General features: G+C 52.9%; 6 protein-coding genes and 1 pseudogene. 3 read left to right on the top strand and 4 right to left on the bottom strand.

Annotated features, from left to right (window positions below; translation table 11 throughout):
- Window positions 1–107: 107 nt before the first annotated feature.
- The 4 genes from HMPREF1628_RS08740 to HMPREF1628_RS07540 form a co-directional block, all read right to left on the bottom strand.
- Window positions 108–2,129 (bottom strand): serine/threonine-protein kinase, encoded by a 2,022-nt coding sequence (locus HMPREF1628_RS08740; protein WP_052038997.1) that lies wholly within the window; start codon window positions 2,127–2,129, stop codon window positions 108–110.
- Between the two features lie 2 nt (window positions 2,130–2,131).
- The gene (locus HMPREF1628_RS07550) at window positions 2,132–6,280 is read right to left on the bottom strand and encodes an FtsK/SpoIIIE domain-containing protein (RefSeq protein ID WP_232219419.1); all 4,149 of its coding nucleotides are present in this window, start codon (window positions 6,278–6,280) and stop codon (window positions 2,132–2,134) included.
- Between the two features lie 225 nt (window positions 6,281–6,505).
- On the bottom strand, window positions 6,506–7,804 hold the full coding sequence (locus HMPREF1628_RS07545; RefSeq protein ID WP_034510512.1) for a hypothetical protein: 1,299 nt from the start codon (window positions 7,802–7,804) through the stop codon (window positions 6,506–6,508).
- Window positions 7,801–10,572, bottom strand: coding sequence for a hypothetical protein (locus tag HMPREF1628_RS07540; protein WP_034510509.1), 2,772 nt, complete (start codon window positions 10,570–10,572; stop codon window positions 7,801–7,803). The genes HMPREF1628_RS07545 and HMPREF1628_RS07540 overlap by 4 nt, the downstream gene beginning before the upstream one ends.
- A 784-nt stretch (window positions 10,573–11,356) precedes the next feature.
- On the opposite strand from HMPREF1628_RS07540, the gene HMPREF1628_RS07535 reads away from it, so the two are divergent.
- From HMPREF1628_RS07535 to HMPREF1628_RS09205, 3 genes and pseudogenes are all read left to right on the top strand, one after another.
- The gene (locus HMPREF1628_RS07535; RefSeq protein ID WP_034510506.1) at window positions 11,357–11,638 is read left to right on the top strand and encodes a pyrophosphorylase; all 282 of its coding nucleotides are present in this window, start codon (window positions 11,357–11,359) and stop codon (window positions 11,636–11,638) included.
- A 98-nt stretch (window positions 11,639–11,736) separates the two neighbouring features.
- Window positions 11,737–17,247: a DUF6531 domain-containing protein gene (locus HMPREF1628_RS07530; RefSeq protein WP_034510503.1), complete on the top strand. Its 5,511-nt coding sequence runs from the start codon at window positions 11,737–11,739 to the stop codon at window positions 17,245–17,247.
- Between the two features lie 94 nt (window positions 17,248–17,341).
- Window positions 17,342–17,542 (top strand): annotated as a pseudogene (locus tag HMPREF1628_RS09205) (hypothetical protein); the annotation flags it as partial.

The following is a 17,542-nucleotide window of genomic DNA, read 5'->3' as shown; positions in this document are numbered from 1 at the left end:
TGAAAAGAAGTCCACTTTGACCGTGCATCGACCTTCATCCGTCTGCTCGAAGAACTAGCCAAACTAAACGCGCTGGTACATCCACCTGTCCAATCCCAGACGGCAATTTAGGAGCCAAAACCAGTAATAGAGATTCGCGCTGGTTGCACGTCAAAGTTACCTAGCGTGGCGCCTATCTCGCATGTCGCTGGGTGCAAAGTCGTAGCTGAATGACCATCCGGACTAATCGCTACAGCACCGGTACATCTTTCAGTCAGACGGAAGTTTTCCGCAGGATCATTCCCGGTCAAGGACATCAGCATGCTGGTGGGCTCACCTTTCATGGGGCTAACAATGACTGGCGTGAGGTTGTTTTCCCCATCGGGCCAAACTCCCAAAATAATGATTGGAATAGGCTCCTTTGAACCGATCCGAGGCGGCGCCGACATCGTCAAACCCTGCAGTCTCTGCAGCGGATAGGCGGTGGACGTAGTCGCCGGATCATTCAACGTTGCCGTCGTATTAGCAGAGATTGCTTCCAGGTAGGAATCCATTTCCTCCTGCGTGTGCGGCGGATTATCGCCCGCGTCAATCTGAGCCGTAACCTCCGTTGCCGAAAGCGCAGTAATGTCCTCCAGCTCAAGAGTCCAAGCACAGTCAGCATTTATCGACGTCTTCGCTTTACTGTGTGAGGTCGCTTGCACGCCCTCGTCCCAAATTGGATTCCAGCAATCGGTTTCGGACACCTGGAAGCTTTCCATTACTTGGCCGGAAAGTGGCGTTTTCATGCTCTTAAAACTAATCGTGTAGTCGATCAGATTGTTTTCCGGCGTGTAGGTTGCCTTCCGTTTGATGATTAGTCCAGAAGGAAGTGGGTTGTCTTCCAGCGTTGCAGTCACCAGGTCGGTTGGCGTTTTCGAGGACGGTTCTCGGTTACTCCACCAGATAATGCCGCCCGCAGCCACCGCGACTGTTAGTACCACAGCGGTGATGATCCCTATTATTTTCGGATTGAAACGGTTGGTTTCTTCTTCCGTTTCAACCGGTTTCGGAACTCGCGTGAGTTCGGGCAGTGGCCGCAGGACCGTCTCATTGGGGGCCGCAGCGATATCCGGCATGATGAGAGGTTCAGGTTCATCAGGTACGTCGTCTTCGACAGGTTTCTTCCCAATCAGATGCTTGACGAGGGAGGATTTGCTGCTTTTCTTCGCTAAGCGCGCTTCCATCCGCTCAAACTCAGCTACGTCCTCTTCAAGGTCCGATGCAAGTTGGTCGGACTTGAGGATTGTAGGTGGATGAACTGCGGCGGACAGGTCTTGCTTTGCCAAAGGTGGCAAGCCTTCGAGTGACTCTTCAAAATCGGAGACGCTCTCGATCAGCATCGTCGCACTAGGACGCACACTGGGATTCTTTTTCAGCATAAGCCCCAGGAAATTGTGGAGTTCCTCCGGTATCCCGGGAATCGGATTAACAGCGGCAGTTAGGTGCAGGTTTGCAATCGCGAAAGGAGTTCCCCCGCCTCCAAAGGGAGTGCGCCCCGTGAGCATTTCGTAAAGCATAATCCCAGTAGCGTAAACGTCCACACTCGGAGCTACTGTGCCACGTTCGATGAGTTCTGGTGCCATGTACTCCGGCGTCCCAATCATTTGAGTGACTGACGTAGCAACATCTAGGATCTTGGAGATACCAAAGTCTGTGATTAAGACATTGATTTCTCCGGTTGCGGACTGATCGAAAATAACGTTGTCTGGTTTTATATCTCGGTGCACGATTCCGCGAGCGTGGGCGGCTGCTAGTCCGCTTAGGACCTGTTTGGTGATCTCGATGGCTTGGGTGGGGCTCTTCAGGCCGCGCTCATTTATGGATTCGCGTAGTGTCATTCCCGGCGCGTACTCCATGACGATGCCAAGCTCACCGCCCTCCGCAATCAGGTCGTAAACCTTAACGATGTGAGGACTGTTTAAGCTTATTAGGGCGTCACGTTCGGTGATGAAACGGGTGACGATTTCACGGTCGGACACCAGGTCAGATCGCAGGATCTTGATGGCAACTTTGGTTCCATCGTTTTTGTTAATTCCGCGATAAACAACGCCTGACGCGCCGCGTCCTAACTCTGCGCCGATCTTGTAGTTTGCGCCAAAATCCCGCATGATTATTCTCCGTCACCGCCACGCGCAGTTATCGCTTGGACGATGGAAATAGCTCCGCCCTGGCAGGCAAACCCGCGCCCTACCCCGATCTTGACTGGTGTTCTGCGCGGCAAAGTTACGCCCATTAGTTCACCGTCAAAATCAACATTGGGTTGTAGTAGCACGCCAAGTCGGGACTTGCGCAAAGTGGTAGTCCAGTGCGAGTAGAGCCGACGTAACTCGTCACTGCGGCCCGCGGCAATAACCGTTAGGTTTTGCACGCCACTTTCAATCAGGGACGCCAAAGCCTTATCCGTATCTGGAATCTGATCCGCATCATCAATCATCAAAATAGTTGGAACTGCTGGCTGAATGAGCGTTGCGGCTATGTAGCTTACATCGTCAATGCTCACGACTTCATCAAAATTGTCGGTGGCACTTTGCAGAGGTGACCGGCGCGACGACACTCCAATAATCTGAAGGGATTGCCCGTCGGCTTGTGCGTCTTCACGCAATTTTGTGGCAAGGGCGATCAACATTGTGGACTTGCCTGACCGTGCCGGCCCCGCAATCAGCATATGTTCACCGTCATATACATTAAGGACGTATTCGGACAGGTCGGCCTCGGCAATACCGATCGGGATACGGCGGGGCTCTTGCAGAAGCTGTGCACGAGTCATGAGGTCGCGCGCTCGCACGTGCGTGGGCAGTGTTGCTACTACAGTTGTTTTCTCGACCTCGGGCCAAATTTGCGACACGGTCTCAACGGCTTCGCCGATGGTGCTCACCGGTGTTGCTATGTGCGTATGGTGTCCGGTTTCAGAGAACACACAACGCCCTGCGATCGGGTGTGGCGTGTTGTCCTTTTTAATTCCGACCAGCGAGTAGTCGTAGGGATCTGCGAGTTCGAACACCCACTTCTGTGTCGTCACGTCGTCGATCGCTGACGGAATCGCCTTAATGCGGGTTGTCGTTGCAACGCAGTGAATGCCTACGTCGGATCCCTTGGCCCAGACCTGGTAGAAGGTTTCCAACAGCGCTAGGTCATCAAATTCCTTGTATTCGTCGCGCAAAGTGGCAAACCCGTCGATAAACACAAACAGTTTCTTGTGCTGTTCCCGCGACGCCATGCGCAGCTCCATTTGCTTCTTCAGGTAGCGAAGTAAGCGCTGCTGCAATTCGCGGTTAACAGTTCCCGGCCCCGCGTAACCGATGGTGTGCGGCAATCGTTGCAGTGGTTGAAGCCCATAGTTCCCCATGTCTAAGTAGAGGAAATCGGCCTGCTCCGGACTGTAGGTCGATCCGATCGCTAGTGCGAGCGTTGTCAGCGTGGTGGTAGTTCCTGATCCAGGAATACCCACCACCATGAGGTTTCCTTCGTTCAGGTCCCATCCGGTGGGATATTGGCGCTGGTCTGGTGGATCATCACTCACGCCCGCGTAAATGATGGAGCCTGACTTAGGACGAATTTTCAGTCCTTGGCTGACGGCATCTTGAGTGTCCACTCGGGTCTGGCCAGGCAGTAACAACTCAACTTTTTCAGGTAGCGGTTCTGGCCAAACTGGGCGAGGACGCGCAAATCCGTGCGCAGTGTTTGCATCCCGGATCGCGACGATTAGTTCATCCAGGTCGCTCATTTCACTGCGCGGCATACGTGGTGCTTCCGGCGCCGGGTCACCAAGCGTAATTTCATCGACGTACATCGATTCGGGCGCGCTACCGGATGTGTTAGCGGTGACCAGCGCCGTCTGAATGGGGTTGATATCGTCCTCACCGAGTTTTATGTAAGCGCGTCCCGGTTGGTCACGACCAATACTGGCGGCATGCGGAACGTCTATTACCGAGGACGAGTCGTCACGACTCTGAACGCGAAGGGCAACACGCAGGTTCGTGTTCGCCAAAATATCTTCGTTTACCACACCTGCCGGCCTCTGGGTGGCAAGGATCATGTGCACACCCAGGGTTCTACCAACTTGCCCAATTGAAACCAACGCTGCAAGCACGTCCGGGTAATCCTTAGCGAGCTGAGCGAACTCGTCTATGACAACTACCAGGCGTGGCATGGGCTCAGGTGGATTAGTCGCCCAGTAGGCCTTGAGGTTGTCGACGGCTTCGCCAGCTTCGGAAAACTTTTTCTGTCGGTACAGTAACTCTGCGCTCAACGCTTCAATCGCGCGACGCGCAAGCTGAGCATCGAGGTTCGTGAGTGTTCCAATGGTGTGGGGAAGCTGATCGAGAGTAGCGAACGCAGCCCCGCCCTTGAAGTCGATGAGGATAAAGTTCAAGTGTTCAGGGTCGACTCCCGCCGCGAGTCCGGCAACCATTGAGCGAAGGAGCTCACTCTTACCGGATCCCGTTGTCCCGCCAACCAGGCCGTGCGGACCGTCTTTGACGAGGTCAAACCAGAACGTACCGTTTTCTCCCGCTCCCAGGGGGGCTTTAAATCCCTTGTTTTCCCGCCATATTCGCGAAATTTCAGCGCCCGTCACTCCCGGTTGCAGACCGAGCAGAGGCAGGAGTGGGACCATTTGCGGTAGCGATGCGCCGCGATCCTTAGTTTCGGGATCGTCAAACTTGCTTAGGCGCCGAGCCCAGTCCTCAGCTATATCTGCCCTGACACCGGCTGTTACAACACCTGATATCGACGCGGCCTCGCTTGGAATCGTGATGGTGAGTTCGCTGTCCGTCTTTACCTGCATTACTGTCCGACAAGAAGACGGTAGCTGGTCTGCATGATCCGCAATGACTATTCCTGTAATGACTCTATTGCTGTCGCGGTCCTCTCTGGTGGGCTGCCAAGACAGCAGGTCGCGCGCGGGGCTTTCACGCCCTTCCAGCAAAGCGAGGTTGTCAATGACGAGCAGAAGTCCCGCAGTCAGTAGTCCGGCTGTCGAGTCCCGTAAATTTCGTAGGAGGACACTGCTGACATCTGTATTCAGTCCAAGCCACAGGTTGTTTGGGTTTGCCCCGCCCTGACGAATGTGGGGCAACCATGCTGTCCAACGCCACTCGTTGGCTCGAGCCTTATCTGTGAATACACCGATTGTGAGGTCGGCAGGGCCACTGTGTGTGGCTACCTGGCAGACCAAGGACCGGGCCAAAGCCAGAGCCGCTGCGCGTTCGCCCCAAATTCCAATCGGCCCGGAGTGCAAATCAACCTCTACCGGACTTGCGGGAATCCGCGCATCTTTGAGAACTTCACGAACCTCCGGTTCCATGCGTGAATTAGATGATGAATCAACCGGAACGTCGAACTTGTCCGGGGCTATACCGCCGAGTGCGGTTAGGAAGTCATCGTCACTAGGGCGCGCCCGCCAAAGGTTTGCCCCACCTTGGCGAGCTGTTTCCATACACACCACTGGGTTCGGTAGCTTGGCTCGGCGACGGATCCGCTCAACAATCCCTGCTTCTTCTACATCATCTTTGAGCTTCTCGATGTCTTCGACGAACTTCTTTTCATTTTCCTCAGTGGTGGTTTTTGAGCGCCGCTTTTGTTCCCACCATGATCCCACAGCCATGACAGGAGAAAGAAGGGCGATCATCGCGAATCGAATGGATCCCATCACTGCCACTAGGGCTACGGCCATCAATAACGGCGCAATGACAGCTGCCCACGAGAACCGAGCTGGGTTATTTTCAGTTTTCTTCGTGGGAAGCTCTATCGCTTCTGGTTCTGGTGGTAACGCAACGCGCGGCGGCCTGTTGAACGGAAGTGTGAATGCGCCAGTAAGTTGTCCACCGACGCTTGTCGACTGAATTGTTGGCGGGGTACGTCGAACCTCAACGTTTGAGCCTCCAATTCTGAGGACCGCAGTCTGCTCAACTTTAATTCCGCCAGGTTCGGTGATCTTCTTCCCGTCAACGAAAGTGCCATTTGACGAGTCATCGTCAACTATCTGAACGTGGTCGTCTTGAGCTCGAACCAAGCAGTGCGACCATGAAGTTGATCCTGAATCGATAGTTATATCCGCTTCCGGACTGCGTCCGATTCGGACTGGTTGATTGTCAACTAAGTTATGGACGAGACCGGTGTTTGCGCCCCCAACTACGACAAGTTGCCAGGTTGAGCTTTTGCCCTCCCTTGGAGGCTGGTTGGATAGGGTCGACCCTTCAACAATAGGGATTTCATTCAAAGTGGTGTCTGGTTTAACTCTCTGGCCGTCCACCCACATGTGTTGCCAGGATCGCTCATCAAGGTGGGCGTACTGAATCAACTCACTGATTGTTGAACTAGCTGTGCGATTAGCTACTCGGAATGTGCGTAGCGCACCCGATTCATCGATAACAATCCGCAACTTGATTCCCGCCTCTTACCTGTGGTTACTGGTCCTTTGAAGCTTTGTCTCGCAAAGGCAGTTCTCGTAAGCGTTATTGCTTCCGCTTACGAGAAATAACTTTTAGTCCTCAGCTGGATTCGCCCATACAAAGCCGCCCACTACTGGAAGTGCTTGTACTATCCCTACAGGTTCGCCACCCTCCACGAATGCGACGTGCTCACTTGCAAAGCCGTCATTTGGCTCGAGACTTACAGACCCCATGGCTTCGCTAATGTCTGAGGCGTCACTCGAGCCTGCGATAGCGATCGCCTTGACGATTGCGAGTAGGGCGTCGTGACTGGCAGTGTCCGCGAAGTCTGCGCGGTTCTGGAAGAAGTCGTCTCCTGTGACGGAAGCGAGTTCTGGATCTTGCGACATGATTGCTACGGCGCGTTCAAACACTGCTGCACGTGCCCCGTGGGAACCGGGTGTCATTGATACGCCCATTGCGGAGGGCGTTCCTACGGCGTACACATTGTTGAGCACTTCTGCATTATCTCCAAGGGTCTGGGTGAACAACGGGTTTACGAGCGCGGGGCCACCGATGGTTGCCACAGTAATGTTGAGACCGTGAAGCCCCTGGATAATCTGCGCACTCTGCACCGGGTCAGTGTCTAGAATGATGCAGTTTTCAGTGGTCTTTTCTCCTAGATGTTTAACTAGTTCTTCAACAGACTTCTCAACGCCTTCGGCCCCGATTGTAATTTCAGTGCCTTTGATGCCATCAAATTGGGGTTGTGTGCCCTTGAAAATAATAGGGCTTTCGCATCCCAGAGCAGCGATGCGGTCTAAAATAAGCTCTTTTAGTCCTTGTTCTGACGGCATGGCGTACCATGCGCCTGCGGGGGCTTCAGCTTTGGGGACCTGATAAGGGAATACTATTGGCAGGTCCGCATCAAAAGCAGCTTGAGCCAGTGTATCTGTGTGCGCTCCGCTAGTTAACGCCACAATCGCGGTAGCACCTTGAGCCTTTAGTTCTTCGATTGCTTTGACGGAGCCATCTTCCGATCCCTGGTCAGAAGCTACTGGCAGATTTACTTTTTTCCCGCCCTGTTCCAGACGCCAAGCGGCTACTTGTGCTCCTTCACCGGCTAGGTCCCAGCCACGGCCTTCCGAAGGATCTTCGGTGTAGGACACGACCACACCTACGGACAGATCTGCAGGAATTTTTTTATCGACAATTTCCAGTTTGGGAGACGGCGCAGGTTCGCCAACGGGATCTTCCTGTTTAGAAAAGATTGCCCAGCTGGCTCCTACGAAGACCAGTACGACAAGCAGGACTGCTAGTCCTATAATCCACGGTTGCCTTGACTTTTTGGAGTTGTCTTTCTTGGTTGAATGCTTCTGCACTGGGGCGTTCGGCTGTTCTTGACGGCTCACCTGTTGTCTCCTGTCGCCACCTGGAAGGTAAACACATGGGGGTTAACATCCGGTTGCTCAACCGGGAAACCCGGAATGTTCTCCAGTCGTGCAAGACTTGCCTGTAGCACACCCTGACGCATGATGAACTCATCGAATCGGGACCTCTGCAGCAGCTGATACTGCGACATTTGCGTCGTCGAGGTCGTCATCTTTTCGTCAGCAATCCCGAGCTGACCGTTTGAAGCCGCCATCGCACCAAGCAGACCGGTACTGTCAGAATCATTGGTGCCGATATCGTTTAGCACCTTCTTGATGTCTGCGCTAAGCAGTTCGCCAGCCGCGTCGGAGTCGAGGACTGCACTGGAAAGCATTTCGTTCATACGCTGGCTCGACGTGTTGAGGGATTCGCGAGTTCCTTGCCCAAGCGCAGTGTTTAGCTCCTCAACTTCCTTTTTGGTTGCACGGATTGCCCCACCAGAAGAATCTCGCATTTCCTTGGATGTGCCCTTTAGGTCTTCACCAATTTTGCCAAAGAATTTGTCCGACTGTTTCTTCGAGTCCTCACGCACGGTATTTACGATTTCGAGCCCAGAATCGTAGTTTTCGTCCGCATCCTGCTTCAGTTGCTTTGACGTCTCATCGAACGTCGAGGCCACTTCTTCTTGCGTCTGCATATAGCTAGAGTTCATGGCTTCCAGTAACTTGTAGGCCTCAGCGTAGGATCGGTTAGCCGTCCTGAATGCGCCCTTTACTTCCTTAATCTGTGCCTCTATAGATTCAGTGTCCCCGTTCTTCGCGTCAATCAAAGACTGAACTGCCTCATCAGCCTCAACAAGACGCTCCTCCATGCTCTTGACGGCCTGCGCTAACGCCGAATTATCGCTTTCTTCCGTATAGGGAGCAGTTTGAGCAACTGCCTGCTCAATACTGGCTCGCTGCGTATTTCCTAATCCCTGGACCGAGTTCTTCCCGTTACGCAACGGCCTTCCATCTTCAGCACCAACAGTGGTTGGACACCGGTGAGTCGCAAATGATTCTAAGAACAAGTCCACCGTTGCGGTATCAATCTGGGGTTCGAGTGGCTCAGATTCGCCCTCGGGAATCGTCTGTCCTGACGCAACGCAAAGTTCCAATTTTGTTTGTCGAATTCGCTGATCTTGCATGTCAGCGGTCTGCAGTGTCGCAGAGAGGTCGCTGTGCAAACTGTCAATTACGCCTTTGAGCTTCGAAAGTTCACGGGAGGCGTTCCTAAAAGAGTTTCGAATGGCGCGAATAGACCTGTCTAAGTTGGCTCCGGGCTGCTCATGTTCGAGAACACTAATCTTGTCGTCTAGGTCTGTCATCGCTTCGCCAAGTGTTACCGCGGCAGTGAAGCTTTCCTTGACCGGTTCCTGAGCAAGCAAGTTCGAGATTGCTGCGCCCTGTTCAGCGAGGTCGTTACTCACCTCCACCAGGTCGCGCTGCGTTTCCCACAGGCTGCACGAAAGTGAATCGTTTTGAGAACAGATTTCTTCGTCGGGCTCGTCGGGGCCAAGCAGTTTGTCTAGGTTGGAGCTAATCTCTGTCTGACAAACTTCAGACGCATCCGCGTAGGCGTCTAGGCGTGCTGAAAGTTCAGAGACAACACCGTAGACACCGTTTCGCTCCATGGCGTCTTTCAGCCTACGTTGCTTTTCGTCTTCCTCGTTTTCGGAGGTGTCATTGCCCTCACTTACATCAATCTTCTTGATGTCACAGGTGTACGAGTCGACCGTAATTCCAGGAGTCTTTACATCCGGGTTTCCGAGCAATCCGTTAACGCGCTGAGTGGTTGCTGACAGTTCCGAAGTAATAGTTTCGCCTGCTGAAGAAAGTTCTCCCGTTAGAGACTGGTCCAAACTGTTTAATGCTTGAGACAGAGCTTTAGCAGAAGCCAAAATTCGATCATTCGAGGCCGTGAGGTCACTGATAGTGCGCGAACCAATTTGGTTTCCGGCGTCGGTGAGCATCGCGCGAGCAGTAGTTAGGGATTTCCCAGATTCAGCAAGAACCATTCCAACGTCACTCAGAGTTGAAATGGTCTGGGCAACAACGTCAGATTTCCCTCCATCTTCTTGCAAAGAGTTAAGTCCGAACCCGGGGGCAGCAGCAATATTAATTTCGGGCACAGTAAAGTTCTCTACGTCGAGCACAAGGCTGAACGTCACGTCGCCAGCTAACACCGGTGGAGCTAACGTAGCTGCCCACTGGACAACAGTTTCTTCATCGTCTACGGAGACCACTCCGTTGGTGACCCCCGCCGTACCGGGCTCTCCTGTGATCACTTGTTCCGGTGAGACGCTGTCAAGGCGGGTAGAAGCAACGACGGTGAACGGAGTCGCAACTAGCTGTGCACGTGTTAGAGATTCACCGCTGGCGTCAACACTTACGTTTTCGACTTTGCCAGTCACGTTCTGCAAGCTCAGATCTACTTGAACTTTGCCGGAAGCTCCTACTACTCGACGCAGGTCACTGCCAGATTTCCCGTCAGTTGTCCAGGAAGTCAAAACCCGAACCGGTAGGTCGTGAGCAGAAGCGGCAGGATCAAAGCTTTTTCCGGACGTATCATCCGATCCGATCGATGTGATGGATCCATCCTCGGCAACGCTCACATTCAGGATTGAGTCGTCTACCGGGGAGCTATCACTTGAGTCACGCCCGTCAGCCAGAGCAAAAGGCGCGCTGGTCAGCCCCAATGCGTATGTACACGCGATCGCAAGCAGTCCCTTCCCAATTACTGATCGGGTCTTATTCGTGCTAAATGCCATCAGCTAAATTCTCCTGGAATAACTCTGTAAAGAGGGATGCACTCAGCCGCATAGGCAGACGTAGATTCTGCGCGAAGACGCAACCTGGCTAGTACGCGCATTATTATAGCCAGACAATTCATTTCCGGCTACACCCAGATTTCGAGCAATCCCAATATTGGATTACGCAGATACAGGCTGGAATCCTTCTGATATCTAAGTGTCGTCTCAAGGATCATCCTACTGTTGACAAATAGTCCGTTTCCAAAGGAGCAAAATCTTCTCTTTGGGCGTGGGGAAGCTACTTAGTTCCACTTTTCACCAGAGGTTAACTCCGTGTAGCACGTTACGACATTCCAAGCGCACCTTAGAGATCAGAGAGCATGTTCACACAACGTGAAGAGTTTTCTTCACCCAGAGCAATTTGACTCTCAACTTCTTGATTTATTAACGGGGGATTAATTTTCCAGTAGCGGCGAGTTACGCGAAAACAGATTCTAATTTAAGTCGATCAACGTGCCAAAAGGTGCGGATCTTTTCTTCAGCTTTGACGGGGCATAGTATATCAGTATTAAGAGTTTGGCTACCCCCAAATCGGGAGTTTGTCCCATCATCCGGTAGACGATTGGCACTCGCTCTTTAGTTCCGTATTCTAACGCCGTGATCCGGTCTCTGAGCTGGATTTACATGTCTTGTTCCTACTATCAACCGCTCCCTTGTGCACTGGAGCAATACTGGAAACCATCTACTGGTTATCCGGCACCACTAAGAACTAACCCAATACCAAGGATTAGGAGTAGATTCTATGTCTCGCGTTCTATCCACCGAGCAGGCCAAGTCTGCTATCTCTCAGATTCAGTCGATCATCAATGGTGGCTTGACTGATCAGATTAGCCAGCTTGATTCACAAGGCCGTGTTCTATCAGACCCCAATGTATGGGACGGCCCTCTTGCCCAACAGTTCCGCGACCAGACCTGGCCGGAAACACGCCAGGCGCTCGAGCGCGCCAAAACTGAGCTGGAAGAACTCCGCGGCCAGCTACAGCAAATCTCCACGAACATCTTCACCGCTGGCGGCGGTCAGTAATCGTCCTTACGAGCTCAACGAAGTGTGGTCAGTCTCTTACAAAATTGTGACGCGATTAAGAGACTGGCCGCACGACTGTCACCGAGAGGATCAAGAGAATGGCATCAACTCCCCGCGCTGTTGATAAGGACGTTTGGGGTCCAAATCAGCAAACTGTTTCAGACAACCTAATCAGCTCCTGCAACTCTCTCTGGAACATGCTCTCCGTTTCCGGCGCCGGGATTGATGGTGGCGCAACCACAGCTAAGCAGGACTTTTCCGGATATTTCGCTGATTTATTCGACAGGAACATGGGCATACGTTCCACCGACCAAAGCGACATGATGGGCGCGTTGCAAGCCATCATATCTGGACTCCGAGACGCACAGAACGCCGCGCAACAAGAACAAAAGCGCATTGAACGAGCCCGTGAGTGGCAGCGTGAACACGACAAGTGGCAGGCGGACCGCGACAATGCCATTTGGGAAACTTGGTATGACTGGTGGCACGCTGAACCGGAAATTAACACTTCCGACCTAGCACCTGGACCAACACCCACTATTACTTTCTCTCGGCCAACCCCGAAAGCCCACGACGTGCCTTGGCCAGGCTCGGGTGGCGGTGGATGCTCAACATCTTCAGCACGACCGGATAAGCTCAAGACTTTCGTCATGAAAGCTAACTCCGCAGCGGATCAACTAGATGGTCCCATCAGAGATATTGATGGTGCTTACCAAGACTTTGAAGCTGGATGGACTTGGAAAGACGGCTCCGTCACTATCCAGGGAATGGACGACTTCATAGCTTCAGTTCGCAAGTACAACGACTGGAACCGCGAAGACGCCAAGTGGATCGAGGCAATTGCGAACGCCTTTATCGCGGCCGGTTCCGAAGGTGCCGTTGTCACGCTTTCCAACCAGGCTCTTGCCCAGGCTATTACTGCCAGTGGGGCCAATGCCGCGCGGCAGCACATTGAGATTCCGAAGTTTGCGCTTATTGGTATGACTCAAACAACTGGATACGCAGACGATCCAATTAACACGGCGACCGGTAACTTCATCGAACCAGAATCTGATCTCGTATTCACTCAGGCGAGCAACCTGAGCCTAGATAGGATGTACAACTCGATTCTGGCCTTGGCTCAGATCCGAAATGACCCGGAAGCAGCAGACGTAGGCATGTTCGGTGTCGGCTGGTCATCTGTCCTAGACCAGCGTATTGAGATGTCTTCCGACGGGATTATCTGGGTTCGCGCAGACGGACGTTATGTCTACTTCCCGGTTCCGGACGGTACTGAACAAGTTCGCGCGAGCCGTGAATCCTTCTGGCTCGGGGCCATAGATGCGGATTCTAAGCATTGGCTGGTAAGCGATAACAGCGGAAACGTTTGGACATTCACTGCCTCAGGTGACCTTGCCACAATTTCGTCCGGCCCGGGCACCACTGTGACCGTGGTCCGCGATAGCGAGGGGTTTGTAACAGCGCTTGAACATGAGCGCGGTCGCAGGATCGATCTCGAATATGTTGATGGTCGCGTCGCTGTTGCAATGGCAAACGATGGTCGAAGGGTTGAATACGATTACGAGGGCGCGCACCTCGTTGGAGTTAGTACTGCGCAAGGCCGGCGCAACTACCATCACGACGACGCTGGCTTGCTCTACAAGGTCATTTCTAACTCTGGCGTCGTCGAGTTGGTCAACACATATGATGATCTGGGGCGAGTTCGCTCACAGGAATCAGATTTCGGTCGTGTTAGTCGCTACGCATATCTACAGGGCAACATCACAGTTGTTTCTGACATGGACGGGGACCGTTCGAATACCTGGATTGCTGATAACCAGGGTCGCACTGTAGGAGTCATCGATAGTGATGACCAGCGTCAGTCCATGTCGTATGACCGCTACGGCAACCTAGTTCGCAGTGTTGATCGTGAGGGGAAGACGACCACCCGGTTCTACAACGATCGCGGTCACGAGATTCGGACGATCCTCCCTACTGGAGGTGAGCTTCACTTTGAATGGGATGACCTTGATCGCCTAACCATGGCCGTAGCTGAGAATGGTTCGATCGTCAGGTACGAATATGACGCTGATGAAGATCGCAATCCTTCCCGCGTAATCAACCCCAAAGGTGGGGTCACCCATTTTGAGTGGGAAAACGATCTACTCCGCGGTATTTCGAGCCCCACCGGTGTCACCGTGACTCTTGACTACAACGAGTTCGGCGAGCTCGTAAGCTCAGCAAATACAAATGGTGACACCACGCGCTTAGTCCGTGATGTAGCCGGTCGCGTAATCAAGTCGATTACGCCTCTGGGGCACACAACCAAGTACGAATACGATGAGGCGGGCAATGTTGTAAGGCGTCGCGATCCCGAGGGCGTTGCCTGGAACTTCGAATACGATGCACACGGTCGTATGACTGCTTCTATTGATCCTTACGGCGCGACTACGCGTATCCAGTACGGTGACCACGGTAGGGCAAGCAAACTTATTGATCCACTAGGTCGCGTGACCGAGCGTGAGTTTGACGACTTGGGTAACGTGCGTGCTTTGACTCTGCCAGATGGGGCGCATTTCGTCTTTGAGCATGATGCGCTTTCCAGGCTCCTATCAATTACGAACCCGGACGGTGCCACCTGGAAACAAGATTGGGATGCTGTTGGCAATCCGATTGGTGTTACTGATCCAACCGGGGTGAGCACCCAGATTTCAGGCAGTCTCGCTGCGGGAGCCGTCTCTTCACGTAACGGGGATGGAAGCTCCAATGGTGTTATCGAGTTTGACTCCTATGGACGACCCGTCAAGAACACTGATCCCGCAGGCGATGCAGAAATCGTTACCTACGATGAGACCGGACAGCCTGTTGAACTACTCGACGCAGATGGTGGACTCACCAAGATTGACCGTGATATTACCGGACGCATTATCCAGATCACGTCGGCTGAAGGTCACGTAACTAAGTACGACTACGACTCCTGCGGCAGGCTCGCCCAACTGATTGGACCTAATGGTGGCGCCACTAGGTTCACTTATGATGCGGATTCTCGCCTGATTTCGAGAATCAATCCTGAAGGTGAAGAATCTACTTACACGTACGACCGTTCCAACCGTCTGGTTGAAGCCGTCATCCCTGGTCAGGGCAAAAGCCGCTGGGCATACGATAAGTGCGGCCGCGTAACCTTCCACCAAGATCTGTTGACTGGTATCCGCCGCTTTGTTTACGACGCGGCAGGCCAGTTAGTTAAGGCTACTAATGGCCTCGGGGGAACAACTCACTATGAGTACGACCTGCGGGGCCAAGTTGTAAAGATTACTGATCCTCTTGGCGGGGTAACGAAACGTTCCTATAACAAGATCGGCCAAGTCAACTCTGTGACTGACCAGCTGGGGCGTACCACCACAGCTACCTACGATGCTGCCGGACGCCAGACCTCTCAGACGAACGCTGACGGCTCAACGATTTCCTTTGCTTACAATGCGAATGGCGAGCTCGAATCTTCTTACGCCAATGACAAGCTGCTGAGCAAGATTAACTACGACCCGATTACTCGCACAGCCACCGTCGAAGATCACACAGGTAAGAACGGCGAAGCAACTCACCTTCTGAAGTTCAACCGTTTGGGCAAACTGGTTTCAAAGATTACACAGGCGAACGATGATGAAACCCGCGCTGAGTGGGAGTACAACAGGGATGGTCAGAGGACTGCCTACCGAACTGAGAATGGCTCCTCGATCGAATATTTCCACAACGAGAGCGGCGAGCTTGCATCCGTAATCCACTCTGATCTCGGGGTTGCGTCACTAGGCTACGACCTCGCCGGACGATTGATTGGTATTGAAACTGGTCAGGTCAAGAATTCTTGGCACTACGATGACGGCTTCATCACTCGCCACGTTTATTCCGGCGAGGACGGTGTTGAGGACGGTACCCGCATTGAGCGTGACACCTTCGGTCGGGTTACTGCTATTACGACTACGACTCAGCGGATTTCATATTCTTACGATGATGCTGGACAGCTAGTTGAGCTTTCCTCGACCAACGGTGAGCACAGGTCATGGAAGTACGATCAGGCTGGGCGCCTGACTGAATCAACACACAATGATCAGGCCACTAAATTCGAATACGATGCGGCAAGCCAGCTCGTTTCGGTGCATCTACCGACAAACAAAATCATCCGTTACGAATATGACGCGACCGGGCAGCGAGTTCTATCCGCCTCTGATGAAAAGACCACACGATACCAGTGGGATGTTCGTGGATCATTAGTGGGGCTCAGTATCGAACACGATGGGGATACTACTTCCATCGATACTCACGTTGATGCTCTTGGCCAACTCGCAACCATCAACGACACCACCTTGCAGTGGGATGTAGCGGCTACACTACCAAACCTTTCAAGTATCGACGGGGATTCCTTGTTCCACCTACCAGGTGTCACCCTGGGCACAGATATTGTGGCGAACGCATGGCGCCCTCAAAGCATGACTGATCCATTGGATCCATACGGTGGTTCCCCTGGAGGTTTTGACTCACATCTTCCGGACAACGTCCAGCTAACTGCTGATGGAACTATTGCTATTGCTGGTCTGGAATGGATGGGAGCTCGGCTTTACGACCCGAACACCGCATCGTTCCTGACCCAGGATCCCATCGCTGCACCACCGGCTACGCTTTGGGCGGCGAACGCGTATAATTACGCAGCTAACGCACCATTGAGCCTTGCCGACCCCTACGGTCTGAGTCCCATTACGGATAGTGACATCAGTGCACTCACCGCGTATAACGACAGCCGAAATAGGCGCATCGATTGGGAGTACGGCCTTGCGGGAGCAGCGATTATTGGTGGAGTTATCCTTGCAACAACGGGTGTGGGCGGAATCCTGGTGGCTGGCGCCCTGGCTGGCGGCTTGGTCGGTGGTGGAGCATCCTTGCTTACACAGAAGATCTCCAACGAGCCTATCGACTGGAAGAAGGTAGGAATTGCTGCGACTGTTGGAGCAGTCACCGGCTTTGTTTCTATGGGTGTTTCGAACCTAATTGGCGCCAAGATGGCCCAGGCGTCCCCAGCAGCTCAAAAAGCACTGATGGCACACCAGAACGTACGGAAGGTGCAAAGGGCCGGGACAGGACTCTGGTCCCGGATGAATGGAACTTCAGCAATCCAGGAGGCAGTGAAGTACGAGGCTAAAAATAGCCTCAATATGGCCACAGATAACTTCACAAGGAAACTGCTAGGCGATATGGCTGGTGAAATTGTTAGCTCCAATGCAGGATACGCAACAGAAACACTAATAGACGCAAACAAGAATTTCACTATGGAAGGGTTGGCAACAACTAACGCAAAGAGCCTACTCAATGCAACTACAAAAGCGCATGCAAGTGCTCTCACATTTGGCGTCAATCCTATGCCTCTAAATGCGGATACAGCCTCCGTGGGCGAGAAGTGGGGTCGAGGCATATTCAAGGGTGCTGTTGACACCACGCAACGCTCGTTTAATGATTTTGTTGGTCACAACATCAAGGATGCTACTGCAGATAAGGTAGATGGAGCCACTATGAGCGTTGACCATTCTGTCAATCTGACTCAGGGGATCGCGTCAGGCATTAAAGACGGACTTGGAAAATAGAAGGAATTATTCAATGGTTGAGCCGATGAAGTTTGGGCCGGAACAGAATATACCGTCCCCATACAATAAGAACTTGCCGCTCTTGTTGCGGAAGATGAGCAAGTACCCCGAAGAAACACGAGTATTTAACCAGGCACCAATCCTACTGGGTGGGGGAATACCCGGAGCACTCCTAATGACCCTAACAGCACTAGGCACGACACCCGCTTACTTCCAGGGCACCAATGATGACCTCGCCTCGGTTATCGCACCAATACTAATGGCACTCTTTATGTACACCCTGACGGCTATCGGA

It is taken from the genome of Actinomyces sp. S4-C9, assembly GCF_000758775.1.
Taxonomy (GTDB): Bacteria; Actinomycetota; Actinomycetes; order Actinomycetales; family Actinomycetaceae; genus Gleimia; species Gleimia europaea.
This window is presented reverse-complemented; position numbering and strand designations above follow the sequence as displayed.

What these genes read in the sequence shown, in the direction of transcription:
- HMPREF1628_RS08740 (WP_052038997.1), bottom strand. Translation starts at nt 2,129, where the DNA reads ATGCGGGATTTTGGCGCAAACTACAAGATCGGCGCAGAGTTAGGACGC.
- HMPREF1628_RS07550 (WP_232219419.1), bottom strand. Translation starts at nt 6,280, where the DNA reads ATGTGGGTGGACGGCCAGAGAGTTAAACCAGACACCACTTTGAATGAA.
- HMPREF1628_RS07540 (WP_034510509.1), bottom strand. Translation starts at nt 10,572, where the DNA reads ATGGCATTTAGCACGAATAAGACCCGATCAGTAATTGGGAAGGGACTG.
- HMPREF1628_RS07535 (WP_034510506.1), top strand. Translation starts at nt 11,357, where the DNA reads ATGTCTCGCGTTCTATCCACCGAGCAGGCCAAGTCTGCTATCTCTCAG.
- HMPREF1628_RS07530 (WP_034510503.1), top strand. Translation starts at nt 11,737, where the DNA reads ATGGCATCAACTCCCCGCGCTGTTGATAAGGACGTTTGGGGTCCAAAT.